The organism is Curtobacterium sp. MCLR17_036 (assembly GCF_003234445.2).
Taxonomy (GTDB): domain Bacteria; phylum Actinomycetota; class Actinomycetes; order Actinomycetales; family Microbacteriaceae; genus Curtobacterium.
On sequence record NZ_CP126269.1, the window covers coordinates 1,366,977 to 1,390,944 of the forward strand.

Sequence of the window (23,968 nt, forward strand, 5' to 3'; positions counted from 1 at the left end):
CTGCAAACGGCTCTTTGGGGGTCGCGCACGTGTCACCGTGGACACACGCGGTGCGGTCCCGTTCGCCGTCGCGGGCGGAGCGGTCAGGATGGGCGCATGCGCACGCACCCCGTCCTCGGACTCCTCGCCGCTGTGACGGTCGCGGTCGGAGTCCTCCCGCTCACGGCGTGTTCGGCCGCCGAGGGGCTGGCGCGTGACGCCCTCGCCGGCGACGGCGACGGGCGCTGCCCGAGCGCATCCGGTCCGTTCCCCGATCAGGACGTCCCGCCGGCACCCGAACCGGACCCCGATCCGGAAGCCACCCTGGACCCGTTCGTCGCGACGTCGGTCCGTGACACGCTCGCCACGGTCCGGGCCCTGCCCGCCGTGCAGCGCGCGACCGAGACGACGACGAACGCGCCGAGCACGACCGCCGACCCCTCGTGTCCGACGCGGTGGGTGACCGTGCACCACTTCTCGTCGCGCTTCACCGTCGAGATGGACGCCGACGCCACACCGGGCCAGGCGGGAGCGGTGCCGACGACCATGGCCGAGGGCCTGGCCTGGACGGGTGTCGACCTCACGCTGACCGTGCCGGCGGGCGACGGCCACATCGCGAGCGTCGTGCACTACGACGGCACCTTCGACCAGCGGATCCCCGAGACGACGTCCACGGCGGTGGCCGACGGCCTGGCGACGCTCGCCGCGACCCCGCACGTCACCGGTCTCGACGCCTCAATCCCGTACACGATGCGGGTGGACTACGGCTCGCTGACGATCGGCGTCGACTCGACCGACCAGGCCGTGCTCGACCGGGTCCGCGCGGTGATCGACACGACGGCGTTCCGCGACACCACCCTGCACGGCTCGTACGGCAACGGCGCGAAGCCCTGACGCCACGGTCGCACTCGAAGCAGAAGCAGAAGCAGAAGCAGAAGCAGAAGCAGGAGCAGGACCAGCCGTGAGCTACCCTCGCACTCGTGATCACGACACCTCGACCCGGTGCCCGTCCGACCGTCTCGGACGAGGGACCGCAGCGCCAGCTCACCGACCGCGCCACCCCGGAGCGGTGGGGCCGCCTGCTCGCCGGGGCGCTCGCCCTGCCCGACGTGGTCGAGGGCCACAGCCAGGTGTCCCCGGTGTCGTCCCGTGCCCTGTTCCTGCGGGACCGCTCCGAGCACGTCGTGCCGTGGAGTTCGCTGGCGCCGGAGGGCCGGCTCGAACCGGTGCACCTGCACGGTGTCGACGACACCTCGGTGCACCTCTGCCTGCCGGCGGAGCGTGGTCGGCAGCTCACCGAGCTCGGCTGGGCGATCCCGCACCAGTACGAGGACTTCGGCACCGAGTTCCTGGTCTACGGCCCGCGGGACGACGACGAGGTCGCGGTCGTCCTGTCGGTCATCGAGGAGAGCCTGGCCTTCGCCCGCGACCCCGGAGACGAGCGGCCGGCCCACAGCCCGACGTGAAGCAGGGCCCCACGAATCGAGTGCCCCGCGATGGGAATACTCCCACAGTGGGTGTATGGTCGACGACATGAGCACGACCGAACTCCGTGAACCCGCCTTCTGGGTCCTGACCAGCCTGACCGGCGGTCGCCGACACGGCTACGCGATCATCCAGGCGGCCGCCGAGCTGTCCGACGGCCGGACGACACTCGCGGTCACCACGCTGTACGCCACGCTCGAGCGCCTCGAGCAGGCCGGCCTGGTGCGCGGCGACGGCGACGAGGTCGTCGGTGGTCGCCTGCGGCGGTACTTCGTGATCACCGACGAGGGCCGCCAGCGGCTCTCCGACGAGGCAGCGCGACTCGACGCGAAGCTCCGGGTCCTGCGGAGCCGCCTGACGACGCCGGGCGCGACCGGTACTCCGCGCACCGCCGGGGGAGCGGCATGAGCGCCGACGCGACCGCATCGCGCACCGACCGCGCAAGCACAGAGCGGATGAGCACGAAGCGGATGAGCACGAAGCAGATGAGCACGAGGCAAATGAGCACAGAGCAGCGGTACCGCCGGCTGATGGGCTGGTACCCGCGGTCCTGGCGGACGGCGCACGAGGACGCCTTCGTCGGCACCCTGCTCGACGTCGCCGACGCCGAGGGGCGCGACGCTCCCACAGCACGGGAACGCGCCGCCGTCATCGGCCACGGTGTGACCGCGCGACTCGACCGACTCGTGGTGCCCGGGGTGCGTGACGCCGGCAGCACCATCGCGCTGACGACGGGCGCGGGCCTGGCGCTCGCCGAGTTCCTGGTGAGCAGCTGGGCACCGTGGATCCGGGGCAACCCCGCGCCGCAGGAGATGGTGCAGGTCGGTCCGTTCCGCGACACCGGTCCCGTCTTCGCCGCGCTGTGGGTCGTCGCGCTCGTGGCGGCGCTCACCGGCCGGTGGGCCATCGGTCGGGTCGCGCTCGTCGTCTGCACCGCGGCGGCCGTCGTCTCCCCGCACTGGTTCGTCCGGTACCCCGGGGTGTGGAGCGTCGACCGGGGCACGCTGGCGCTGTTCGCCGCGTGCGCGGTGGTCGCCCTGATCGGGCGTCCGCTCCGCAGCCACCACACGGCCGCGGCGACCGCCGGGTGGCTGCTCCTCGGCGTCGCGAGCTACACCGCCGTCGGTACGGAGCCGGGGGCGTGGCTCAGCAGCCGTGACCTGTGGAACGGCAACCTGTACGCCTGGTACGCCGTCGTGCTCGTCGAGGTCGCGGCCGTCGGCCTGGCGATCGCCGGGCACTGGCGCGTCGTCTTCACCATCACGCTCGGGTTGACGCCGTACGCGCTCACCGTGGTCGGGAACGAGCTGCGCGGCATCCTCACGGGGAGCGGCTCCGCGGCCGTCGTCGCGCTGCCGGTGGCGTTCGGGCTGCTCCTGCTCGTGCTGCACAGCAGCGGTCGTCTCGACCTGCGGGAGCGCACGCCGACCTCCGTCTGACGGCGCGCCCACTGCCGCACAGCAACGAACGCCACGGCGCGCCCGCGCATCTCCCCCCAACGGCGGACGCGGCCGTCCGTGCCGCTGCAATAGCGTGGCGCTCGTGATCGAAGTCGACCATCTCACCAAACAGTACGGTCCCAAGACCGCCGTGGACGACGTCTCCTTCGTCGTCCGCCCCGGTAGCGTGACCGGCTTCCTCGGCCCGAACGGTGCCGGGAAGTCCACCACGATGCGCATGATCATGGGCCTCGACGAGCCCACGTCGGGGCGGGCGATCGTGAACGGCCGGCCGTACCGGACGTTCCGCGACCCGCTGCGGCAGGTCGGCGCGCTGCTCGAGGCGAAGGCGGTGCACTCCGGACGGAGCGCGTACAACCACCTGCTCTCGCTCGCCGCGACGCACGGCATCCCGAAGTCCCGCGTGCACGAGGTCATCGACATGACCGGCCTCGACGCGGTCGCGAAGAAGCGCGTCGGCGGGTTCTCGCTCGGCATGGGGCAGCGTCTGGGAATCGCTGCCGCACTGCTCGGCGACCCGAAGACCCTCATCCTCGACGAGCCGGTCAACGGTCTCGACCCGGACGGCGTCGTGTGGGTCCGGCAGCTCGCCCGGCGGATGGCCGCCGACGGCCGCACCGTCTTCCTCTCCAGCCACCTCATGAGCGAGATGGCGCAGACCGCCGACCGCGTCGTCGTGCTCGGCCGCGGCAAGGTGCTCGCGGACGCCCCGATCGCCGAGTTCGTCGCGGGCGCGAACGCCGCCTCGGGCGTCGGCGCCGACGGCACCCCGAACGGCGGCGGCAGCCGCGTCGTCGTCCGCACGCCGTCGCCCGACCAGCTCTTCCACGCCATCGGGCCGAACGCGTCGGTCACGCAGCGCGAGGACGGCTCGTTCCTCGTCGTCGGCCCGGACGCCCCGACCGTCGGCACCATCGCCGCGCAGGCGGGCGTCGTCCTGCACGAACTCACCCCGACCGGCGCGAGCCTCGAGGAGGCCTACATGGCCCTCACCCGCGACGACGTCGAGTACCGATCGGAGGGCACCCGATGACCGCCACCGCGCCCGCCCACAAGACCGTCCCCGACTCCGTCGGGCTGTCGTTCCCCCGGCTCGTCCGGAGCGAGTGGATCAAGTTCCGCAGCATCCGCTCCACCGTCTGGTGCTTCGCGATCATCGCGGTCGTCACCATCGGCATGGCGGCCCTCGTGGGCCAGGCCGTGAACAGCGGCGGCACCGACGTCCCCACCGAGCAGGCGAACGCCAGCTTCGTGCTCATCAACACGGTGAGCGTGAACCTGACGGCGCTCGTCGTCGGCGTGCTCGGCGTGCTCATCATCTCCGGTGAGTACGGCACCGGTCAGATCCGCTCGACGTTCACCGCGGACCCGGGCCGAGTCGGCGTGCTGCTCGCGAAGGCCACCGTGCTGGCCGTCGCGACGTTCGTCGTCAGCGTGGTCGCGACGGCGATCGGCGCGCTCCTGGCCCTCGCCCTGCAGGCCTCGAACGGCGCCCACCCCGAGGTCGGCGACCCGGCGGTCTTCATGCCGATCCTCGGCGCGTCCGTCCTCGTCACGCTCGTCGCCCTGCTCGCGTTCGGCATCGGCCTGCTCGTCAAGTCGAGCGCCGCCGGCATCGCGATCACGCTCGGCCTCATGCTGGTCGTCCCGACGATCCTGCAGCTGGCCGCCGCGCTCACGAACGCCGACTGGCTGCTGGACCTGTCGCAGTTCCTGCCCCTGCAGGCCGGTGCGCAGCTCATCACCTACTCGAGCGGCGCACCGGCCCCCGAGCAGACCGGCATCGTCCTGAACGGCTGGGGCGGCTTCGGCGTCCTCGCGGCCGAGGTCGTCGTCGTGGGGGCACTCGCCCTCGTGGTCACCCGCCGACGCGACGTCTGACGCGACCACCTGACGGACGGGAGGCCCGGTGCCGGCTGGTACCGGGCCTCCCGTCCGTCTCGTGCAAGCGTCCACCGCCCCCGTAGGCTGCCGACGTGCGGAACGTCCCCCTCGTGGTGCTGCCGGCGGTCGTCGGCCTCGTCCTGCTCGCCGGCTGCGCCGTCGAGCCCGCCGTCGACCCGAGAGCGCTGCACGCGTGGCAGGACGAGCAGGACGCCGACGAGGAGCGTCGGGACGACGTCCTCGGCGTGCTGACGGCCGGGGTCCAGCGTGGCCCTGACGACCCGGGGGACACCGGTTCGCAGATCACGATCGAGTACCCGCACCCGCAGACGATCGAGCACCTGCGGTTCTCGTGCTTCGGCAACGGGCACATGAGCGGGATCGTCCGGACGACCTCGGCGACCGGCGGCGGGAGCGAGGTCGTCGAGGACCTCGCCTGTCGGGACAGCCCGCACCACATCGACCTGCCGGCCGCGCACCGCACCGACGTCGAGCGGGTGTCCTTCGCCGCGTACGGCAGCGACCGGGCCAGCGAGTGGCGCCTGGTGATCGTCGGGGACCTCGCGACGGGGTGAGCGCGGTCCGGACCACGCCCGACGCCGTCGGACCCACCGTCCGCAGAGCGTGGGATGCGGACATCTGCTCGTCGGGGATGCGAAGATGCATCAGCTGCACATCCCTGCGTGCGGCACCGACCGCGAGGGCTCGATGACCACCACCGAGGAGCACGACGCGAGGACGCCGCTCCTCGACGGCCGCTACCGGCTCGAACAGGCCATCGGCCAGGGCGGGATGTCCGTCGTCTACCGTGCCGTGGACGAGAGCCTGCACCGCCCCGTCGCCGTCAAGGTCTTCCACTCGGGGATCGTCGACATCGCCCGGCAGGAAGCCGAGCTCGGCGTCCTCGCCTCGCTCGAGCACCACAACCTCGTCAGCCTGCTCGACGCCGGCGTCGTCGCGGGCCAGGACGGCAGCCAGCAGCGGTACATCGTCATGGCGCTCGTCGTCGGACAGGACCTCGAGGAACGCCTGGCCGTCGGCCCCCTCGCCTCGCGGCACATCGCCGAGATCGGCTACGACATGGCCGAGGCACTGCACTACATCCACGCCCACGGCGTCGTGCACCGCGACATCAAGCCGTCGAACATCCTGCTCGTCGACTACGGCAACGACTCCGACCGCGCCCGGGCCCGACTGACCGACTTCGGCATCGCGCTCGCCGCCGGCGTCGAACGTCTCACCGCCGACGGCGTGACCACCGGCACCGCCGCCTACCTCAGCCCCGAGCAGGCCCGCGGCGCCGACGTCGGACCGGCGAGCGACGTGTACTCGCTCGGCCTCGTCCTGCTGCAGTGCTTCACCCGGCGCCGCGAGTTCCCCGGCTCGCTCGTCGAGTCCGCCGTCGCGCGGCTCTCCCGCGACCCGGTCGTGCCCGAACCGCTGCCCGAGCACTGGAAGCGGCTGCTCACCGCGATGACCGCGCAGGACCCGGCGGCCCGTCCGCTCGGCGCCGACCTGGTCGCGCAGCTCCGCGACGTCGTCATCGCCGAGACCGCCGGCGCCGACCACGTCGTCGACGCGTCGGACCGGTCGGCAGCACCCGCTGCGGCCGACGCCCCGGCCGACACCGGACACCCCGCCACGCTCGACACCCTGCCCGACGAGGCACTGCACCGCACCACCGCGATGGCCGCCCGCCTGTTCGACGCGCCGATCGCCCTGGTCGAGGTCATCGACGAGGACCGTGCCTGGTCGCAGTCCTACATCGCCGAGGGCGTCGACGACGCGGCGCGCAACATCAACTTCCGGAACGGCTTCGCCCCGGTGCCGGTGCCCGTGGTGATCCCGGACGGGTCCACGCACCCGGAGATGCAGCACAGCCCGCTCGTCACCGGGCCGCTCGGCATCCGGTTCTACGTCAGCGTCCCGCTCGTCAAGCACGACGGGTCGCCGATCGGCACCCTCGCCGTGCTCGACACGAAGCCCCGCCAGGCGACCGAGGGCGACCTCGCCAACCTGCACGACCTGGCAGCCCTCGCGGTCACGCAGCTCGAGCTCCGGCAGGAGTCGCTCCGCGCGACGAGCGACTCGCTGCCCGTCGCCCGGACGGACACGACGCGGCTCAGCCGTCCGTGAGCGCCGCCGCGTAGTTCCGCACCGACCGGTTGTACCGCGGCAGCGTCGGCTCGACGGCCTCGATCGCGACGCGGAGCGCCTCGTCCTGCCGCCCGGCGCTGTGCAGCGCGAGGGCGAGGAACACCCGCGGAGCGACCCCGGTCGACGGGTGCTCGGGAGCCTCCCGCAGCATCGCGATCGCCTCGTCCGCCCGTCCGAGGTTGCGGAGCGTCGACGCGTGCTGCACGACCATCCGGGCGGCGCGCACGGGGTCGACGTCGGCCAAACCGGCGGCCGTCGCGGCCGCGTAGTGCTCGTGTGCATCGGCCTCGTGGCCGCCCGAGTCGAACGCGCCGCCGAGCTCGAACGCGCCGACAGCGGGGTGCGGCGCGGTGTCCGCGAGTTCGCGCATCCGCTCGATGCGCTGCTCGCCGTCGACGGTCTCGTCGTCCCAGAGGGCGGCGACGCGGTCTTCCCAGGCTCCGGTGCTCATCGCAGCAGGCTAGCGAACCCGCCGACCGGCGAACGCGCCGACCGTCCGGCGACGAACTCGGCCCGCTCCTCCCGCTCGGTCCGGCGTCCTCACGCGTCCCGCACCGTCGCCCGGAACGACCGCACGAGCGGCGACCCCGGGCGCACCCGCACGGGCTCGTCCCACGCGAGCGCCGAGCCGAGCGCGGGGTACTCGGCCACGCGCACGAACCAGGGGTCGTCGTGGTCGAGGGCCTCGATCCGGACCACGGCGTCCCCGCCCGGGAACGCGGCGCGCCACTCGATCCACGGCGCCAGCGACCCGTGCGTCGCGGCTTCTCCCGAGGCGTGCTCGGTCCGCACCCGCACGGCGGAGCACGCCGGGAACCGCCACGTGAACCCGCCGTACCCGGCGCCCGCGCGACCGTTGCTGCCCGGGCTGCCGAGCCGGACCTCGACGTCGCCGGGGCACCGGAACGCCGACGTCCAGGTCAGCTCCCACCCGTCGGCGACCCCTCGCCACCCCAGGCGTCGTTCCTCGAGCAGCAGCTCGGCCCCCTCCGGTCCCCGCCAGACGAGGTCGTGCACGAGCCCGGGGCCGTCCCGACGGGTGCGCCGGACGTCGACCCGACCGTGGTCGTCCCGGTGGACGTACCCGGCTCCGTGCACGTAGGTCGGTCCGCCCCAGCAGTTCACGCCGTCGAGGTCGGGGATCGCGACGCCGACCCCGCAGTGCCACGCGTGGTCGGGTGGTCGGTGCGCGCTGACGACCGTGCCACCGAGCGTCCGCACCGGGTGCAGGTACGGGCGCGGCGCGAGCGCGGTGGGCATCCCGGTGCCGTCGACGGCGGAAGCGACCACCACGCCGACGACCGACAGCGAACGCGCACCCTCGACGTCGACCACACCGCGACGCTACCGAGTCCGTCCCGACCGCGCCCCGGCCTCAGCGCAACCGTCGGACCAGCACCACGCTGTCCACCACGTCGTGCGCGCGACCGTCCTCGGTGGAGGCCGTCCGCTCCCGGAGCTCCGCCGCCGCCACCTGCCACGTGTCGTCGACCCCGACCGCCTCGAGGTCGGCCTGCGGCGTCGGGAACCGGAAGCCCCGGAGCTCCTCGGGCAGGTCGCCGTGCGGTGGCGCCGCGTGCGCCGTGACGAGCAGGTGGCCGCCGACGGCCACGAACCCCGCAGCGCGCCGCAGGATCGCGTCACGCGGGATCACCACCGGCCACGACTGCAGGAACGACGCGGTGACGAGTGCGAACCGCTCCGCCGTGTCCCACGTCGCCAGGTCAGCGGCCACGAACGCGGTCCGCTCCTCGACGTCCGCCGACACCGCGGCACGCGACCCGCGTTCCAGCGCGGTCACGGACAGGTCGACCCCGACGGCGTCCCAGCCCTGCTGCGCGAGCCAGACGACGTCGCCGCCCTCGCCGCAGCCGAGGTCGAGCGCACGACCGGTCGGCAGCGTCGGCGCCACGGCGGCGAGCACCGCGTTCACCCGCCCCGACCAGATGCCGTCGCGTTCGGCGTAGCGGGCCTCCCACCAGTCGCGGGCGTCGGCGGGGGACTCCTGGGGTGCGTGCATGCGCCCAGTGCACCGCGCCCGCCGGGCGCGACGCGAGCCCTGTTGCCGGTCCGGCAACGACGTGAGCCGCGCGACGGACGGATGACGGGCCTCCAGACCGACCGAGCGACCCGGCCACCAGGCTCGGCTGCCCTGTGCGCAGCCGTGTCGGGAGGCCCGCGCCGCCCTGTCGGCGCATCCTGCGCCCGACGCTGGTCCAGCTGCCAGGCGCTCGTCCGGCCCGGTGGCGCAGCGCAACGAGCGTCGCGCCCGTCGCGGCACCCGATCAGGCCCACCGCCGTGCCGCGACCGCCCGTACAGCGATCAGTCGGCCGTGCGTGCGGCGAGCAGCGCGCCGAGCACGGCGGCCCCGCTCGCGGCGTCCGGCACCGTCACCACGCGCGCCTGCCCTCCCCGCAGCCGGGCGACGAGCCCCGGCCCGGAGCGCACGACGTAGGCGACGCCCCGACCCGAGAACCGGTAGCCCCAGCCGCCCCACTGACCGGGGGAGACGTCCTCGCAGCCGCAGCCCTCGATGCGTTCCAGCGGCACCCGCATGAGCGGGATGCGCGTGACCGACGTCGTCAGGCGCAGGCCGCGCCGGTCGACGGTGACCTCGACGCGCGCGAGCGAGAGCACCGCGAACCCGGCGACCGCCAGCACGACACCGGACACGACAGCGCCCCCGACGTCGTTCACCACGGTCGCGACGACCGTGCCGATGCCGACCCCGACGAGCACGGCGCCGAGCGCGGCGAACCAGCGGCTGCCGACCCGCGAGCGCCAGGCCACACGGGTCGCGGGGCCGACGGGCAGGGGAGCGACCTCGTGCGCGGGCACCGGCGCAGCGACGCGCACCAGCGCGGCGGCCGGGACGGCGGCCACCGCCGCGGTCACGGCCAGGAACACCGCACCCCACCACATCGGCAGCACGCCGTCGCCGACGGTCGCCGCACGGACCAGGACCACCCACGCGGTGCCGGCGCTCCCGGACACCAGCCCGGCGACGAGCAGCGTCGTCGCCGCCGTCCGCCGGTCCCGCATGCGCAGCGCGACGAAGCCGAGCACCGCGACGCCGACCGTGACGAGCAGGGTGACCCAGAACACCGGCCACGGCGAACTCCAGCCGTCGGCGGTGCCGTCCGAACGGAAGTGGATCGGCATCCGGTCCGGCAGGTTGCCCGCCGACGCGAGCGTGGCCAGCACCACCCCGGCCACCACGGCCAGTCCGGGTGTCACCACCGCCAGCCGTGTCCCGGTCCCCATCGGTCGCGTGGTCATCGTGCCCCCTTGATCATCGTGAACAGGTCGTCGAGCGGGACGCCGAGCGTCTCGGCCTGGTCGCGGAGCTCGTCGACGAGTCCGCGGAGCCGGTCGAACGAGGCGTTGCCCGACCGCAGGACCGTCGCGCCGCGGCCCCGCCGCAGCTCGATCAGCCCGTCGTCCTGGAGCTGCGCGTAGGCGCGCAACACCGTGTGCACGTTGACGTCGACCGATGCGGCGAGGTCACGGGCGGACGGCAGCCGTTCCCCGCTCGCGAGCTCGCCACGGGCGATCGCGTGCCGGATCTGGGCGGCGACCTGCTCGGCGAGCGTCGCGCGGGCCCCGGGATCGACGGTGATCAACATGTTCGCATTCTATGCGAACAATGGTGTTCGAGGTCCACCCCGCCGGGCGCGGCTCGACGCCACGCCCGTGCCTTGGCCGCGGAACGCAGCAGCCGGTCCGGTACCCCCGTTCGGGCGTAGCGTCTCGAACGAGCGATCCGCTCACCATTCAGGGAGAAACCATGTCGAAGTACGAATCCGCCGACGGAGTGGAACCCCTCCAGGTCACCACGTACCGTCTCGTCCGCAAGGCCGCCCGCCGTGGCTGGGCCGTCCCCGGTGACGACGCCGAGCCGTCCCTCGCCGACCTCGTCAGCACCCGCGCCACCGGCCGCCCCGAGAACCGCTAGTCGGGGTACGCGCCGGGGGACAGTGCGGTACTCCGCTTCAGCGGCTCCCGTCCTGCGGTCCACCCGCCGGCCAGGAGGCCCGGATCGCCGCCGTTCCGCGGCTCACGCGGTCCGGTGGTCTCCTCGGCCGTCGTCTGCCGCGGTCCCGTCGCGCAGCTCGCGTCCACCCGGCGACCCCGTTCCTGTGACCAGCCGCAGGAACACTCCGGTGCCGCCCAGGCTGGAGCGGGTCCGTCACCAATACGTTGCTTCCGGATCGCAGGTCGATCCCGACCCGGAAGGACGCATGGGACGCCACGCACTGGCAGCAGCCGCAGTCGACGACCACCAGCCAGCCCGAGCGACGCCGAACGCGGTGTCCGCGCCGGTGCGGCAGGCGACGCAGGCGACCCGCTCCGGGCAGCCGCTCCGGCCCCGTGGCCGGCGTTCGGCCCTCGGTCCTGCTGCTGCCCGCTCCACGTTCGTCGAGCACCCCGCGCCGGCCAGGACCGTGCGCATGCAGCCGCGGCCGACCGTCACGTCGTCCGCAGGCGCCGCAGTCCTCAGCCGGACCGCTGCCCTCCGTGCCGAGCGGGCCGCCGACCCCCGGCACCTCCGCCGTGCGGCCAACGCCAAGCGGGCCGCCGTCCTGCTCGCCCCCGCCCTCGCGGTGACCTCGAGCCTGACCCTGGCGCTCCCGGCGAACGCGGCCACGCCGGACGACTCCGCGCAGCAGGGGACCACGACGTCGCAGTCGGTCCCGTCCGCGCAGTCCTTCACGGTCGCCCACGACGTCGAGGTGCCCGTGGTCTCGACCGACGGCATGACGACCACGACGACGATCGTCTCCTACCCGACGCTCGACCTGCGGTTCGGCGTGACCACCGCGCAGGCGCAGTCGGCCCTGTCCGCGGCGCTGTCCGGCGGCGGCGACCGGGCCACCATCGTCGCGACGGCGCTGCAGTACATGGGGGACCCGTACGTCGAGGGCGGTGCGAGCCACGAGGGCATCGACTGCTCCGGGCTGACGATGGTCGCCTACGCGGCGGTCGGCATCCCGCTCGTGCACTACGTCCCGACGCAGGACGCCGCGGCGACGACGATCCCGGAGTCCGAGGCGCTGCCCGGTGACCTCGTCGTGTACGACGACGAGGACCACGTCGGCCTGTACCTCGGCCAGGGACTCGTGCTGCAGGCCCCGCACCCCGGCGAGGTCGTCGACATCGTGCCGATGTACTCGGCCGCGCACCACTTCGCACGGGTGCTGCCCGCGGGGAGCTGACGGGATCACGTATCCTGGAGTGATGGCCTCCGACACCCGTACCCCGTTCGAACAGCAGCAGTCTGCTCGTCCGCAGGTCCGCCCCCGCACCGAGGGCTGGAAGCAGGCCACCGACACCGACGGCCGGCCGCTCCTGCAGTTCGCGTCCCCGAAGCGGGGCAAGCCGCCCGTGCACCTCGCCGACCTGACCCCCGAGGAACGCATCGCACGCGTGCAGGAGCTCGGGCTGCCCGGGTTCCGCGCCAAGCAGCTGGCGACCCACTACTTCACGCACTACACGTCCGACCCGGCCGACATGACCGACCTGCCCGCCGCCCAGCGGGAGCAGCTCGTCGCCGGGATGCTGCCGCCGCTCCTCACCGAGACCCGGCGTCTCGCGACGGACAAGGGCGACACGATCAAGTTCCTCTGGAAGCTGCACGACGGCGCCCTGGTCGAGTCGGTGCTCATGCGGTACCCGGGCCGGATCACGCTCTGCGTCTCGTCGCAGGCCGGGTGCGGCATGAACTGCCCGTTCTGCGCCACCGGCCAGGCGGGGCTGACCCGCAACATGTCCACCGCCGAGATCATCGAGCAGATCGTCCGGGCCAACGCAGCGATCGCCGCCGGTGAGCTCGGGGGCGATCCCCGCAAGGGCGGCAAGGACCGCGTCGACGCCGAGCGCGTGACCAACATCGTGTTCATGGGCATGGGGGAGCCGCTCGCGAACTACAAGCGGGTGATGGACGCCGTGCGGTTGATGGTCGCGCCGCAGCCGAACGGCCTCGGCATGAGCGCCCGCGGCATCACCGTCTCGACCGTCGGACTCGTGCCGGCGATCAACAAGCTGGCGGAGGAGGACATCCCGATCACCTTCGCACTGTCCCTGCACGCCCCTGATGACGAACTGCGCGACGAGCTCATCCCGGTGAACTCCCGGTGGAAGGCCGACGAGGCGATCGACGCCGCCCACAACTACTTCGTCAAGACCGGCCGACGTGTCTCGATCGAGTACGCGCTCATCAAGGACATGAACGACCACGCCTGGCGTGCCGACCTGCTCGCCGAGAAGCTCAACAAGCGCGGCAAGGGCTGGGTGCACGTCAACCCGATCCCGCTCAACCCGACGCCGGGCTCGGTGTGGACCTCGTCCGAGGTGCACGTGCAGGACGAGTTCGTCCGCCGGCTCAACGCCGCCGGCATCCCGACGACCCTGCGCGACACCCGCGGCAAGGAGATCGACGGGGCCTGCGGGCAGCTGGCCGCGGCCGAGTAGTCGAGGCGTCCCCACGCAGGGCACGGTGCACATCGCACCGTGCCCTTCGTCGTCCCCGGGGCATCCGGTCGCGGTGTCGGCGGGCGTTCTTCCGCGGATCTCCGGGCGACACGCCCGGGATGGGGGACGGCTTGGCGCTCGCGCTCAGGTCTGCGTAAAGTAATCACTCGTTGCCGCTGAGGCGGAGAACGGAACGGCCGAGACGGTCACCAGGGTGAACACCCCGGGGGCGCAGTCCGGACGGGGTCCCGCTCAGGCAACCACCCCACCTGAACGACCGGAGCGATCCGGTGTCCGTTCGGGTGGCGCAAGAACGAATGCCTCTCTGGCAGAGTCCCCATGTGGGATCGAGCGGGGAGTGCGTCTGGTCCTTGAGAACTCAACAGCGTGCACATTGTCAATGCCAATTTATTGATTGACCTCGTGCCTGGTCGGCTTGCTGACCGGGTCATGATGCAATTCCTTTTGGATTGAAGATTGTCAGTAGACAGTCAACAGTCAGAATCAACTCGCTGACGCTTTCGGGTGTTGGTTGTAATTTTTTACGGAGAGTTTGATCCTGGCTCAGGACGAACGCTGGCGGCGTGCTTAACACATGCAAGTCGAACGATGATCAGGAGCTTGCTCCTGTGATTAGTGGCGAACGGGTGAGTAACACGTGAGTAACCTGCCCCTGACTCTGGGATAAGCGTTGGAAACGACGTCTAATACTGGATACGATCACCGGCCGCATGGTCTGGTGGTGGAAAGATTTTTTGGTTGGGGATGGACTCGCGGCCTATCAGCTTGTTGGTGAGGTAATGGCTCACCAAGGCGACGACGGGTAGCCGGCCTGAGAGGGTGACCGGCCACACTGGGACTGAGACACGGCCCAGACTCCTACGGGAGGCAGCAGTGGGGAATATTGCACAATGGGCGAAAGCCTGATGCAGCAACGCCGCGTGAGGGATGACGGCCTTCGGGTTGTAAACCTCTTTTAGTAGGGAAGAAGCGAAAGTGACGGTACCTGCAGAAAAAGCACCGGCTAACTACGTGCCAGCAGCCGCGGTAATACGTAGGGTGCAAGCGTTGTCCGGAATTATTGGGCGTAAAGAGCTCGTAGGCGGTTTGTCGCGTCTGCTGTGAAATCCCGAGGCTCAACCTCGGGCTTGCAGTGGGTACGGGCAGACTAGAGTGCGGTAGGGGAGATTGGAATTCCTGGTGTAGCGGTGGAATGCGCAGATATCAGGAGGAACACCGATGGCGAAGGCAGATCTCTGGGCCGTAACTGACGCTGAGGAGCGAAAGCATGGGGAGCGAACAGGATTAGATACCCTGGTAGTCCATGCCGTAAACGTTGGGCGCTAGATGTAGGGACCTTTCCACGGTTTCTGTGTCGTAGCTAACGCATTAAGCGCCCCGCCTGGGGAGTACGGCCGCAAGGCTAAAACTCAAAGGAATTGACGGGGGCCCGCACAAGCGGCGGAGCATGCGGATTAATTCGATGCAACGCGAAGAACCTTACCAAGGCTTGACATACACCGGAAACGGCCAGAGATGGTCGCCCCCTTGTGGTCGGTGTACAGGTGGTGCATGGTTGTCGTCAGCTCGTGTCGTGAGATGTTGGGTTAAGTCCCGCAACGAGCGCAACCCTCGTTCTATGTTGCCAGCGGGTTATGCCGGGGACTCATAGGAGACTGCCGGGGTCAACTCGGAGGAAGGTGGGGATGACGTCAAATCATCATGCCCCTTATGTCTTGGGCTTCACGCATGCTACAATGGCCGGTACAAAGGGCTGCGATACCGTAAGGTGGAGCGAATCCCAAAAAGCCGGTCTCAGTTCGGATTGAGGTCTGCAACTCGACCTCATGAAGTCGGAGTCGCTAGTAATCGCAGATCAGCAACGCTGCGGTGAATACGTTCCCGGGCCTTGTACACACCGCCCGTCAAGTCATGAAAGTCGGTAACACCCGAAGCCGGTGGCCTAACCCTTGTGGAAGGAGCCGTCGAAGGTGGGATCGGTGATTAGGACTAAGTCGTAACAAGGTAGCCGTACCGGAAGGTGCGGCTGGATCACCTCCTTTCTAAGGAGCATCTGGCACCTCTTGGGGTGTCCAGGCGCCCGATTCGGACCGAACGTGTCCGACGGGTAGCTCATGGGTGGAACATTGACAGTGCAGTCGGGAGTGATGCTTCCGGTCTTAGTACACCTTGCTTGCAGGGTGGGAACGGGTCGGGGTGGAGCTGCTGGCTGGTGCACGTTGTTGGGTCCTGAGGGACCAGGCTTCCCGGCCGAGTGTGGTCGGGGGTTGAGCCGTGACTGGTGGCGAGGTTCTCGCTTGCTGGTTGCTGGTTCTTCGTCGGGCCAGGATGAGTCCACCGTAGGGTGGGGGAGTGCTGGTGCCGATCGTATGTTGAGAACTACACAGTGGACGCGAGCATCTTAGATCGCTCGTGACGATGATGAAGCCTTCGGGTGGAGTTGTTGTTCGAGTCGATCGCAATTTTAATCTTTGTGGTCAAGTTTCTAAGAGCAAACGGTGGATGCCTTGGCATCTGGAGCCGAAGAAGGACGTAGAAATCTGCGATAAGCCTCGGGGAGCTGATAATCGAGCTGTGAGCCGAGGATTTCCGAATGGGGAAACCCCGCCAGGCGCTTTTGTGACCTGGTGACTCCCGCCTGAATATATAGGGCGGGTAGAGGGAACGTGGGGAAGTGAAACATCTCAGTACCCACAGGAAGAGAAAACAACATGTGATTCCGTGAGTAGTGGCGAGCGAAAGCGGATGAGGCTAAACCGATCATGTGTGATAGCCGGCGGGCGTTGCATGGTCGGGGTTGTGGGACACGTCGCTCAGTTCTGCCGGACTGGGGCGGTTACAGCGCATCATAGTCGAACCGGTTTGAAAGCCGGGCCGTAGTGGGTGCCAGCCCCGTAGACGAAATGGTGTTATGGCCGGATGTGTATCCCAAGTAGCACGGGGCCCGAGAAATCCCGTGTGAATCTGTCAGGACCACCTGATAAGCCTAAATACTCCCAGATGACCGATAGCGGACAAGTACCGTGAGGGAAAGGTGAAAAGTACCCCGGGAGGGGAGTGAAATAGTACCTGAAACCGTTTGCTTACAAACCGTCGGAGCCTCCTTGTAGGGGTGACGGCGTGCCTTTTGAAGAATGAGCCTGCGAGTTAGTGATATGTGGCGAGGTTAACCCGTGAGGGGCAGCCGTAGCGAAAGCGAGTCTGAATAGGGCGTTTGAGTCGCATGTTCTAGACCCGAAGCGAAGTGATCTATCCATGGCCAGGTTGAAGCGACGGTAAGACGTCGTGGAGGACCGAACCCACTTCAGTTGAAAATGGAGGGGATGAGCTGTGGATAGGGGTGAAAGGCCAATCAAACTTCGTGATAGCTGGTTCTCTCCGAAATGCATTTAGGTGCAGCGTTGCGTGTTTCTCGCCGGAGGTAGAGCTACTGGATGGCCGATGGGCCTCAACAGGTTACTGACGTCAGCCAAACTCCGAATGCCGGTGAGTGAGAGCGCAGCAGTGAGACGGTGGGGGATAAGCTTCATCGTCGAGAGGGAAACAACCCAGACTACCAACTAAGGTCCCTAAGCGTGTGCTAAGTGGGAAAGGATGTGGAGTTGCATAGACAACCAGGAGGTTGGCTTAGAAGCAGCCACCCTTGAAAGAGTGCGTAATAGCTCACTGGTCAAGTGATTCCGCGCCGACAATGTAACGGGGCTCAAGCACACCACCGAAGTTGTAGATTTCGCACTATAGACAAGCCTTCGTGGTTCAGTCGTGCGGAGTGGTAGGAGAGCGTCGTGTGGCGAGTGAAGCGGCGGAGTGATCCAGCCGTGGACGCTACACGAGTGAGAATGCAGGCATGAGTAGCGAAAGACGGGTGAGAAACCCGTCCTCCGAAAGACCAAGGGTTCCAGGGCCAGGTTAATCCGCCCTGGGTAAGTCGGGACCTAAGGCGAGGCCGACAGGCGTAGTCGATGGACAACGGGTTGATATTCCCGTACCGGCGAACAACCGCCCAAGCTAATCCAGTGGTGCTAAGAGTCCTAACCCGGTGCATCCGGATCCCTTCGGGGTGATGGTGTCCGGTCTAACGCTCGACCCCATGCTGGTGCGGTTAGCGTATGAACAGGTGTGACGCAGGAAGGTAGCTGAGCCAGGCGATGGTATCCGTAAGGTGAACCTGGTGTAAGGATGTAGGGCTGACGATAGGCAAATCCGTCGTCTGTATGCCTGAGATCCGACGCGTACCCGTAAGGGGAAATCAGTGATCCTATGCTGCCGAGAAAAGCATCGACGCGAGGTTGCAGCCGCCCGTACCCGAAACCGACTCAGGTGGTCAGGTAGAGAATACCAAGGAGATCGAGAGAATCGTGGTTAAGGAACTCGGCAAAATGCCCCCGTAACTTCGGGAGAAGGGGGGCCGGACGCGTGACCGGATTTACTCCGTGAGCGTTGAAGGCCGCAGAGACCAGTGGGAAGCGACTGTTTACTAAAAACACAGGTCCGTGCGAAGTCGCAAGACGATGTATACGGACTGACGCCTGCCCGGTGCTGGAAGGTTAAGAGGAAGGGTTAGCCTCACGGCGAAGCTCTGAATTTAAGCCCCAGTAAACGGCGGTGGTAACTATAACCATCCTAAGGTAGCGAAATTCCTTGTCGGGTAAGTTCCGACCTGCACGAATGGCGTAACGACTTCCCAGCTGTCTCAACCGCGAACTCGGCGAAATTGCACTACGAGTAAAGATGCTCGTTACGCGCAGCAGGACGGAAAGACCCCGTGACCTTTACTACAGTTTGGTATTGGTGTTCGGAGTGGCTTGTGTAGGATAGGTGGGAGACTGTGAAGCGGGCACGCTAGTGTTCGTGGAGTCATTGTTGAAATACCACTCTGGTCACTTTGGATGTCTAACGTAGGACCCTGATCGGGTTCATGGACAGTGCCTGATGGGTAGTTTAACTGGGGCGGTTGCCTCCCAAAGAGTAACGGAGGCGCCCAAAGGTTCCCTCAACCTGGTTGGCAATCAGGTGGCGAGTGTAAGTGCACAAGGGAGCTTGACTGTGAGACTGACAGGTCGAGCAGGGACGAAAGTCGGGACTAGTGATCCGGCAGTGGCTTGTGGAAGCGCTGTCGCTCAACGGATAAAAGGTACCTCGGGGATAACAGGCTGATCTTGCCCAAGAGTCCATATCGACGGCATGGTTTGGCACCTCGATGTCGGCTCGTCGCATCCTGGGGCTGGAGTAGGTCCCAAGGGTTGGGCTGTTCGCCCATTAAAGCGGTACGCGAGCTGGGTTTAGAACGTCGTGAGACAGTTCGGTCCCTATCCGCTGCGCGCGTTGGAAATTTGAGAAGATCTATCCCTAGTACGAGAGGACCGGGATGGACGAACCTCTGGTGTGTCAGTTGTTCTGCCAAGGGCACCGCTGATTAGCTACGTTCGGACCGGATAACCGCTGAAAGCATCTAAGCGGGAAGCCGTCTTCGAGATGAGATTTCCATGCACCTTGAGTGTGAGAGGCTCCCAGCAGACTACTGGGTTGATAGGCCGGATGTGGAAGCGGGGACTAACGACCCGTGGAGCTGACCGGTACTAATAAGCCGAAGACTTGACAACACAATTATTTCCCACACCTTCGGGTGTGGGGCTCGCGTCCACTTTGTGGTTCCCGACAGACGATCGGGAATCGAAACTGAATACACCGCTCTGTCACCTTCGGGTGACGGCAGTCGGGACAGCTTTGAGACCAAGTATGATCTGGTCGAAGGTGTTCCGGTGGTCATAGCGAGAGGGAAACGCCCGGTCACATTCCGAACCCGGAAGCTAAGCCTCTCAGCGCCGATGGTACTGCAAGGGGGACCTTGTGGGAGAGTAGGACGCCGCCGGACTTAACTCAGTAAGACCAGGGAACCCCTGACCATTCGTGGTCAGGGGTTTTCTGCGTTCCCGGGGCGTTCATGCATCACCCTGCTAGCGTCTGCGCCGGGGGAGGAACGCATGGACGATCGAACAAGGACGAGGGAGTCGGCCGGGACCGTCAGCTCGGACAACGACGACGGCGCGCGGCTCCGGCGGAACCGTCTGGTCTTCGGCATCGTGGTGGCGCCGGTCGGGGTGCTGGTGGCGCTCGTGCTCGAGTTCGTGGCGCAGATCGGCACCGCCTGGCGGAGCACGAACGACGGTGGAGGAGCGGCGGTACCGCAGGTCATCGCGCTGGTGCTCGGGCTCGCTGCCACGGTGCCGGCATTCGTGGCGGGGATCCGCGCGCTCCGTGCTCGTCGGTCCGTCGAGGTGGCGTGGGGGACCACCGTCGTGTCGGGGCTCGGACTGCTGGCGGTGGTGCTGCTCGTCGTCGTGCCGGCGTTCGACGTGCTGCCCCGTGCCGCCGGCGATGAACGCGCGTACCGGGAGCAGCAACGGCTCGACGAACTGGACGGCGTCGAGTACGGCGACGGCCCCGCGTCGGCGGCCGAAGCGCGGGAAGCGATCGGACCGTGGGTCGACGACGCGCTCGCGCAGCTGCACGTCGGTCCGGACGACGTTCGGGGCCGGCGGTGGTTCACCGAGAGCACGAGTGCGGCTGGCAACCCCTGTCGGGTGTTCCACGAGCGCTTCACACTCGGTGGACGGGTCGAGCGGGAGCAGGCGGTGTCGGCGCTGCGGGCCGCCTGGAGCAGCGAGGGGTCGGGTACGAGCTTCACCGAGCGTCCGCAGTACCTCGAGCTGGCCGTGTACTCGGCCGATGCGTCGATCACGTGGAAGCGCGCCGACGGCGTGCTGTTGGTCCAGAGCGACTGCATCCCGTTCGACCCGTTCGGGCCGTCCTGAGCTGAGCCGCGTCAGCGCAGACGCGTCGAGGCGATCCCGCCGTCGACGTCGATGGTGCCACCGTGCACGAAGGCAGCCTCGTCGGAGACCACCCACCGCACCGCGCGGGCGACGTCGACCGGTCGTACCGGCACGCCCGCCGGCGTGCCCTGGGTCATCGCCGCCGGGGCGTCGGCGGCATCGGCGTTGCCGGGCGTCGCTGTCGCTCCGGGAGCGACCGTGACGACACGGACCCCGCGGGGGCCGTACTCCGCCGACCAGGCTCGGGTGAGCTGCTCGAGCGCGGCCTTCGTCGCGGGGTAGAGCCCCATGAACGGGACACCGACCCGGGCCATCCACGAGCCGATGTTGACCACGGCGCCCGTGCCGCGCTCGGCCATCGCAGGTGCAAGTGCTGCGACGAGGGCGTGCGGTGCACGGATGTTCGTCGTCAGGAGCGCGTCGACGGTGTCGTCGGACAGCGACTCGGTCGGGCCGCCCGGGTACACGCCGGCGTTGTTGACGAGGACGTCGATGCGGCCGCCGGCCAGATCGCTGGCGTGCGCGGCGAAGGCTCGGACATCAGCGGCGGACGCGGCGAGGTCCGCGACGACGGGGACGGCTCTTCCGCCGCGGTGCTCGATGGCCTCCGCGACGGCACGAGTGCGGGACGCGTCGCGTCCGTGCACGACGACGGTCAGACCGGCGGCGGCGAGCTCGTGGGCGACGGCCTCGCCGATGCCGCTCGAAGCGCCGGTGACGAGGGCGGTACGGGGAGTGGTGGGTTCGTTCGGTGCAGTGGTCATGCTTCGATGCTCGGTCCGCGTGCCATCGGCGGCCTTGCCGGATCCGGCGAGAAGGTTGCCGGATCGCGTGCGGGTCGCTGGCGCACTGCGCGGGCGCGTAGCGTGGGCTCGTGGACGACGTCACGGCGCAACACCTCGACCGGGCTGCTGCGATCGCCTCGCGGCACGCAGCGGTCCTCGAGCGCGCGTCGACGGTCGAGGTCGTCGCCCGACCGGCGTCGGTGCACCGGGCTGAATCGCTCGGGCTGACGATGTCGCGCGTCCACGAGTCCACCGGGTTGTTCGACCGCCGGTACGTGCCGTCGCTGTCGATGGTCCTGCGTGGGCGGAAGCGCTCGATCGTCGGCGATGACGACCAGGAGTGGGGACGCGAGCGCTTCATCATCACGCCGGTGGACCTGCCGGTCGTCGCCGGGGTCGTCGACACCGCCGGTGACGAGGGCTTCGTCTCCGCGATCTGGCGGCTCGACCCACTGGTCGTGAGCGAGGTCGTCGCCTCCATGTCCTCGTCGGCGGTACGCCCCACCGAGGAGTTGCCGCGCCTCGCCACGTGGACGGCGCCCCTTGCCGACGCCGTCACCCGGCTCCTCGCCCTGCTCGACGCGCCCGAGGACATCCCCGTGCTGTTCCCCCTCGTGTCGCGCGAGGTCGTCCTCCGCCTACTGCAGACCGCGCAGGCGCCGCGAATCACGGCGGCACTCGACGGCATCGGCACGTCGGTCGTCGCCGGCGCGACCGCGCTGCTCACCGACCGGATGGCCGAGCCGTGGTCGATGGAGCGCCTGGCCCGGGAACTCCGGGTCAGCGAGAGCACCCTGTTCGCCCGCTTCAAGCAGGCCACCGGGATGTCCCCCGCGCAGTACCTCAAGCGCACCCGGCTCGGGGAAGCGCGGCGCCGCATGGTCCTGCACGCCGAGACCGCTGCGCGTGCCGCGGCCGTCGTCGGGTACCGCAGTGCCTCGCACTTCTCGCGCGACTACCGGGAGGCGTACGGACGGCCTCCCGCCGCCGACGCCGTGGTGGCCCGGGAACAGCTCGCGCTCGCGCCCGCGGTGTAGTCGGGCGACGCCGCGCGATGGATCAGCGGAGGAGGCCGAGTTCCATCGCGCGGGTCACCGCGCGGGTCCGGTCGTTCACCCCGAGCTTCTCGAACACGTGTCCCAGGTGCGTCTTCACCGTGGTCTCGCTGAGGAACAGCGTGCGACCGATCTGCGGGTTCGAGTTGCCCTGCGCGACGAGTTGCAGGACGTCGAGCTCGCGGGGCGAGAGCGACGGGCCGGGAGCGGGCCTGCCGGCGGTCCGACGGACGAGGGCCGCGGCCGCCGCCGGGGCCAGCGCCGTGCCGCCCTGCGCGGTGGCGCGGAGGCCCGCCAGGATCTCGGATTCCGGTGCGGCCTTGAGCAGGTACCCGGCAGCACCGGCCTCGATCGCCGTGAGGATCTGGTCGTCGGTCTCGTAGGTGGTGAGGATGAGGACCCGCACCTGCGGCTCGCGGGCAAGGATCTGCGCCGTGGCCTCGTCCCCGTTCAGGCCGGGCATGCGGAGGTCCATGAGGACGACGTCCGGTTGCTCCGCGAGGCTGAGGGACACGGCGGCGTGCCCGTCGGACGCCTGGCCGACGACCTCGACGTCGGCGGCGGTCTGCAGCAGCGCGACGATGCCGGCGCGGACGATCGGGTGGTCGTCCGCGACGACGACGCGGATCACCGCCGTACCCCTGCCGTGGCGAGCGCCGCCGTGGGCGCGGAGTCTGCGCCGGTCGGAGCGACGGGCAGCGTGACCTCGAGGACCGTGCCCCGCCCGGGCTCGCTCGTGACCGTGCAGGTGCCGTCGGCGAGGGCGAGCCGCTCGTGCAGACCGCGGAGACCGTGACCAGCGCTCGGCACCGAGGTATTGAAGCCGACGCCGTCATCGGCGACCGTCATTTGAGCGCGGTCCGCGGTGCTGCGCAGCGTGACCCGCGCTGACGTCGCGCGGGCGTGCGACCGCACGTTGGCGAGTGCCTCTTGCGCGGAACGCAGCAGTACCACCTGCGCGTCGCGACCGAGCGGCTCGTCGACGGCGTCCACGACGACCGTGATGCTGGTCTCACGGGTGAACCGTTCACCGAGCCGGTGGAGGGCGGCGGCCAGTCCGTCGCTCACGATGCCGGCCGCTCCGGCCGCGACCAGGGTCCGCGATCCCTCGAGCGCGAGGCGGGCGGAGTCCTCGAGGACCGCGAGCCGTTCGCCCAGCCGGTCGAGGTGTTCGGCGGCGAGGTCGCCACGGGCCCGTTCGGTGAGCATGACGATCCCGGCGAGGTCCTGCGCGACCGTGTCGTGGAGCTCGCGGGCGAGGCGCTCCCGCTCGCTCGTGACACCGGCGGCGCGGTGGGCCTCGGCGAGGGAGTCCTGCGCCGTCCGGAGCTCCTCGATGAGACGGCGTCGGTCGTCGGAGAGCCGTGCGATGCGCGTGATCCAGAGGCCGAGGGCGCACGCACCGGCGACGCTGATGCCCTCGATGAGCAGGGTGCTGCCGAGCGCGCTCGGCCCCGACGCGACCCGCAGCCCGACCGCAGCCGCGACGCCGATCGCGAGGGAGAGGGCGACCGCGGTCCGCACCCGCTCGACCTGGCTCCACGCGACGGGGAAGAGGACGCACTGGATGAACGCCGCGCTCGGTACCACCGCGGGCAGCACGAGCGCCGACAGGACGAGCAGCGGGAGGAACCCGGCCGCGGCACGGCGGACGTCGTAGCCGCGCCAGCCGAACGCACCGTACGCGAGGGCGAGGACGACGAGCATCGCGAACGCGGGCCACCGCGTCGACCACGGGGACCAGGCGAAGGCGACGATCGCCGCGACGACCGCGATCGTGACGCCGACGGCGACGTGCAGACCCCGGTTCCGGTGCGCGGTGATCGGGTCCATG

Annotated in this window: 21 protein-coding genes and 3 rRNA genes; 16 read left to right on the plus strand and 8 right to left on the minus strand. The window is 69.1% G+C overall.

All coding sequences use genetic code 11. The features are described 5' to 3' along the window. Nucleotides 1–96 precede the first annotated feature (96 nt). The 8 genes from DEI99_RS06475 (at nt 97) to DEI99_RS06510 (ending at nt 6,944) form a co-directional block, all read left to right on the plus strand. Nucleotides 97–873 (plus strand): hypothetical protein, encoded by a 777-nt coding sequence (locus tag DEI99_RS06475; protein WP_258369618.1) that lies wholly within the window; start codon nt 97–99, stop codon nt 871–873. 86 nt (nt 874–959) lie between these two features. Further along, nucleotides 960–1,445, plus strand: coding sequence for a luciferase domain-containing protein (locus DEI99_RS06480; protein WP_258369616.1), 486 nt, complete (start codon nt 960–962; stop codon nt 1,443–1,445). A gap of 67 nt (nt 1,446–1,512) precedes the next feature. Then, the gene (locus DEI99_RS06485) at nt 1,513–1,872 is read left to right on the plus strand and encodes a PadR family transcriptional regulator (protein ID WP_111042892.1); all 360 of its coding nucleotides are present in this window, start codon (nt 1,513–1,515) and stop codon (nt 1,870–1,872) included. A gap of 47 nt (nt 1,873–1,919) precedes the next feature. Continuing rightward, nucleotides 1,920–2,903, plus strand: coding sequence for a hypothetical protein (locus DEI99_RS06490; RefSeq protein ID WP_146247193.1), 984 nt, complete (start codon nt 1,920–1,922; stop codon nt 2,901–2,903). A 103-nt stretch (nt 2,904–3,006) separates the two neighbouring features. After that, nucleotides 3,007–3,957, plus strand: coding sequence for an ABC transporter ATP-binding protein (locus tag DEI99_RS06495; protein WP_071254309.1), 951 nt, complete (start codon nt 3,007–3,009; stop codon nt 3,955–3,957). After that, on the plus strand, nt 3,954–4,805 hold the full coding sequence (locus tag DEI99_RS06500; RefSeq protein ID WP_111042884.1) for an ABC transporter permease: 852 nt from the start codon (nt 3,954–3,956) through the stop codon (nt 4,803–4,805). Before DEI99_RS06495 ends, DEI99_RS06500 begins: the two co-directional genes overlap by 4 nt. Nucleotides 4,806–4,900: 95 nt before the next feature. Next, on the plus strand, nt 4,901–5,383 hold the full coding sequence (locus DEI99_RS06505; RefSeq protein ID WP_181434529.1) for a hypothetical protein: 483 nt from the start codon (nt 4,901–4,903) through the stop codon (nt 5,381–5,383). Between the two features lie 85 nt (nt 5,384–5,468). Further along, the gene (locus DEI99_RS06510) at nt 5,469–6,944 is read left to right on the plus strand and encodes a protein kinase domain-containing protein (RefSeq protein ID WP_111042881.1); all 1,476 of its coding nucleotides are present in this window, start codon (nt 5,469–5,471) and stop codon (nt 6,942–6,944) included. Here the strand turns inward: DEI99_RS06510 and DEI99_RS06515 are convergent. From DEI99_RS06515 to DEI99_RS06535, 5 genes are all read right to left on the minus strand, one after another. Beyond that, nucleotides 6,931–7,416: a tetratricopeptide repeat protein gene (locus DEI99_RS06515; protein WP_111042880.1), complete on the minus strand. Its 486-nt coding sequence runs from the start codon at nt 7,414–7,416 to the stop codon at nt 6,931–6,933. The two genes, DEI99_RS06510 and DEI99_RS06515, sit on opposite strands and share 14 nt — an antisense overlap. A gap of 89 nt (nt 7,417–7,505) precedes the next feature. Continuing rightward, nucleotides 7,506–8,300, minus strand: coding sequence for a DUF6807 family protein (locus DEI99_RS06520; RefSeq protein WP_111042879.1), 795 nt, complete (start codon nt 8,298–8,300; stop codon nt 7,506–7,508). A gap of 40 nt (nt 8,301–8,340) precedes the next feature. Further along, nucleotides 8,341–8,985 (minus strand): class I SAM-dependent methyltransferase, encoded by a 645-nt coding sequence (locus DEI99_RS06525; RefSeq protein ID WP_111042878.1) that lies wholly within the window; start codon nt 8,983–8,985, stop codon nt 8,341–8,343. A gap of 303 nt (nt 8,986–9,288) precedes the next feature. After that, nucleotides 9,289–10,245, minus strand: a complete 957-nt coding sequence (locus tag DEI99_RS06530) for a DUF1648 domain-containing protein (protein ID WP_181434528.1) — start codon at nt 10,243–10,245, stop codon at nt 9,289–9,291. Next, a complete protein-coding gene (locus tag DEI99_RS06535) occupies nt 10,242–10,592 on the minus strand; it encodes a GntR family transcriptional regulator (protein WP_071254282.1) in 351 nt (116 codons plus the stop codon). The genes DEI99_RS06530 and DEI99_RS06535 overlap by 4 nt, the downstream gene beginning before the upstream one ends. 161 nt (nt 10,593–10,753) lie before the next feature. Here DEI99_RS06535 and DEI99_RS06540 point away from each other — a divergent pair, with 161 nt between their 5' ends. The 7 genes from DEI99_RS06540 (at nt 10,754) to DEI99_RS06570 (ending at nt 20,273) form a co-directional block, all read left to right on the plus strand. After that, nucleotides 10,754–10,921, plus strand: coding sequence for a hypothetical protein (locus DEI99_RS06540; protein ID WP_175472162.1), 168 nt, complete (start codon nt 10,754–10,756; stop codon nt 10,919–10,921). A 286-nt stretch (nt 10,922–11,207) separates the two neighbouring features. Beyond that, on the plus strand, nt 11,208–12,182 hold the full coding sequence (locus DEI99_RS06545) for a C40 family peptidase (RefSeq protein WP_111042876.1): 975 nt from the start codon (nt 11,208–11,210) through the stop codon (nt 12,180–12,182). A 22-nt stretch (nt 12,183–12,204) separates the two neighbouring features. Beyond that, a complete protein-coding gene (rlmN, locus tag DEI99_RS06550; RefSeq protein WP_111042875.1) occupies nt 12,205–13,437 on the plus strand; it encodes a dual-specificity RNA methyltransferase RlmN in 1,233 nt (410 codons plus the stop codon). Nucleotides 13,438–13,978: 541 nt separating this feature from the next. Continuing rightward, nucleotides 13,979–15,500: ribosomal RNA gene (locus DEI99_RS06555) — 16S ribosomal RNA — on the plus strand. 433 nt (nt 15,501–15,933) lie between these two features. Beyond that, nucleotides 15,934–19,061, plus strand: a 23S ribosomal RNA gene (locus DEI99_RS06560). A gap of 155 nt (nt 19,062–19,216) precedes the next feature. Further along, nucleotides 19,217–19,333 (plus strand): 5S ribosomal RNA (gene rrf / locus DEI99_RS06565). The 16S, 23S and 5S rRNA genes sit together here, the layout of an rRNA operon. Nucleotides 19,334–19,442: 109 nt before the next feature. Beyond that, nucleotides 19,443–20,273, plus strand: a complete 831-nt coding sequence (locus DEI99_RS06570) for a hypothetical protein (RefSeq protein ID WP_111043156.1) — start codon at nt 19,443–19,445, stop codon at nt 20,271–20,273. Nucleotides 20,274–20,284: 11 nt separating this feature from the next. Here the strand turns inward: DEI99_RS06570 and DEI99_RS06575 are convergent, their stop codons facing one another. Further along, entirely contained in the window at nt 20,285–21,058 is a 774-nt protein-coding gene (locus DEI99_RS06575; protein WP_111043157.1) for an SDR family NAD(P)-dependent oxidoreductase, read from the minus strand. A 110-nt stretch (nt 21,059–21,168) separates the two neighbouring features. Here DEI99_RS06575 and DEI99_RS06580 point away from each other — a divergent pair, with 110 nt between their 5' ends. Next, complete coding sequence (locus tag DEI99_RS06580) at nt 21,169–22,116, plus strand: AraC family transcriptional regulator (RefSeq protein ID WP_111043158.1); 948 nt, start codon at nt 21,169–21,171, stop codon at nt 22,114–22,116. Nucleotides 22,117–22,138: 22 nt separating this feature from the next. Here DEI99_RS06580 and DEI99_RS06585 read toward each other — a convergent pair whose 3' ends face one another. Further along, complete coding sequence (locus DEI99_RS06585; protein WP_111043159.1) at nt 22,139–22,765, minus strand: response regulator transcription factor; 627 nt, start codon at nt 22,763–22,765, stop codon at nt 22,139–22,141. Continuing rightward, on the minus strand, nt 22,762–23,967 hold the full coding sequence (locus DEI99_RS06590; protein WP_111043160.1) for a sensor histidine kinase: 1,206 nt from the start codon (nt 23,965–23,967) through the stop codon (nt 22,762–22,764). Before DEI99_RS06590 ends, DEI99_RS06585 begins: the two co-directional genes overlap by 4 nt. Nucleotide 23,968: the final 1 nt, after the last annotated feature.

Bases quoted from the DNA above. Each gene is read 5' to 3' on its own strand.
- DEI99_RS06570 (WP_111043156.1), top strand. From the start codon at position 19,443: ATGGACGATCGAACAAGGACGAGGGAGTCGGCCGGGACCGTCAGCTCG.
- DEI99_RS06515 (WP_111042880.1), bottom strand. From the start codon at position 7,416: ATGAGCACCGGAGCCTGGGAAGACCGCGTCGCCGCCCTCTGGGACGAC.
- DEI99_RS06530 (WP_181434528.1), bottom strand. From the start codon at position 10,245: ATGACCACGCGACCGATGGGGACCGGGACACGGCTGGCGGTGGTGACA.
- DEI99_RS06510 (WP_111042881.1), top strand. From the start codon at position 5,469: ATGCATCAGCTGCACATCCCTGCGTGCGGCACCGACCGCGAGGGCTCG.
- DEI99_RS06525 (WP_111042878.1), bottom strand. From the start codon at position 8,985: ATGCACGCACCCCAGGAGTCCCCCGCCGACGCCCGCGACTGGTGGGAG.
- DEI99_RS06540 (WP_175472162.1), top strand. From the start codon at position 10,754: ATGTCGAAGTACGAATCCGCCGACGGAGTGGAACCCCTCCAGGTCACC.
- DEI99_RS06490 (WP_146247193.1), top strand. From the start codon at position 1,920: ATGAGCACGAAGCGGATGAGCACGAAGCAGATGAGCACGAGGCAAATG.
- DEI99_RS06535 (WP_071254282.1), bottom strand. From the start codon at position 10,592: ATGTTGATCACCGTCGATCCCGGGGCCCGCGCGACGCTCGCCGAGCAG.
- DEI99_RS06475 (WP_258369618.1), top strand. From the start codon at position 97: ATGCGCACGCACCCCGTCCTCGGACTCCTCGCCGCTGTGACGGTCGCG.
- DEI99_RS06485 (WP_111042892.1), top strand. From the start codon at position 1,513: ATGAGCACGACCGAACTCCGTGAACCCGCCTTCTGGGTCCTGACCAGC.
- DEI99_RS06575 (WP_111043157.1), bottom strand. From the start codon at position 21,058: ATGACCACTGCACCGAACGAACCCACCACTCCCCGTACCGCCCTCGTC.
- DEI99_RS06500 (WP_111042884.1), top strand. From the start codon at position 3,954: ATGACCGCCACCGCGCCCGCCCACAAGACCGTCCCCGACTCCGTCGGG.
- rlmN (WP_111042875.1), top strand. From the start codon at position 12,205: ATGGCCTCCGACACCCGTACCCCGTTCGAACAGCAGCAGTCTGCTCGT.
- DEI99_RS06545 (WP_111042876.1), top strand. From the start codon at position 11,208: ATGGGACGCCACGCACTGGCAGCAGCCGCAGTCGACGACCACCAGCCA.
- DEI99_RS06590 (WP_111043160.1), bottom strand. From the start codon at position 23,967: ATGGACCCGATCACCGCGCACCGGAACCGGGGTCTGCACGTCGCCGTC.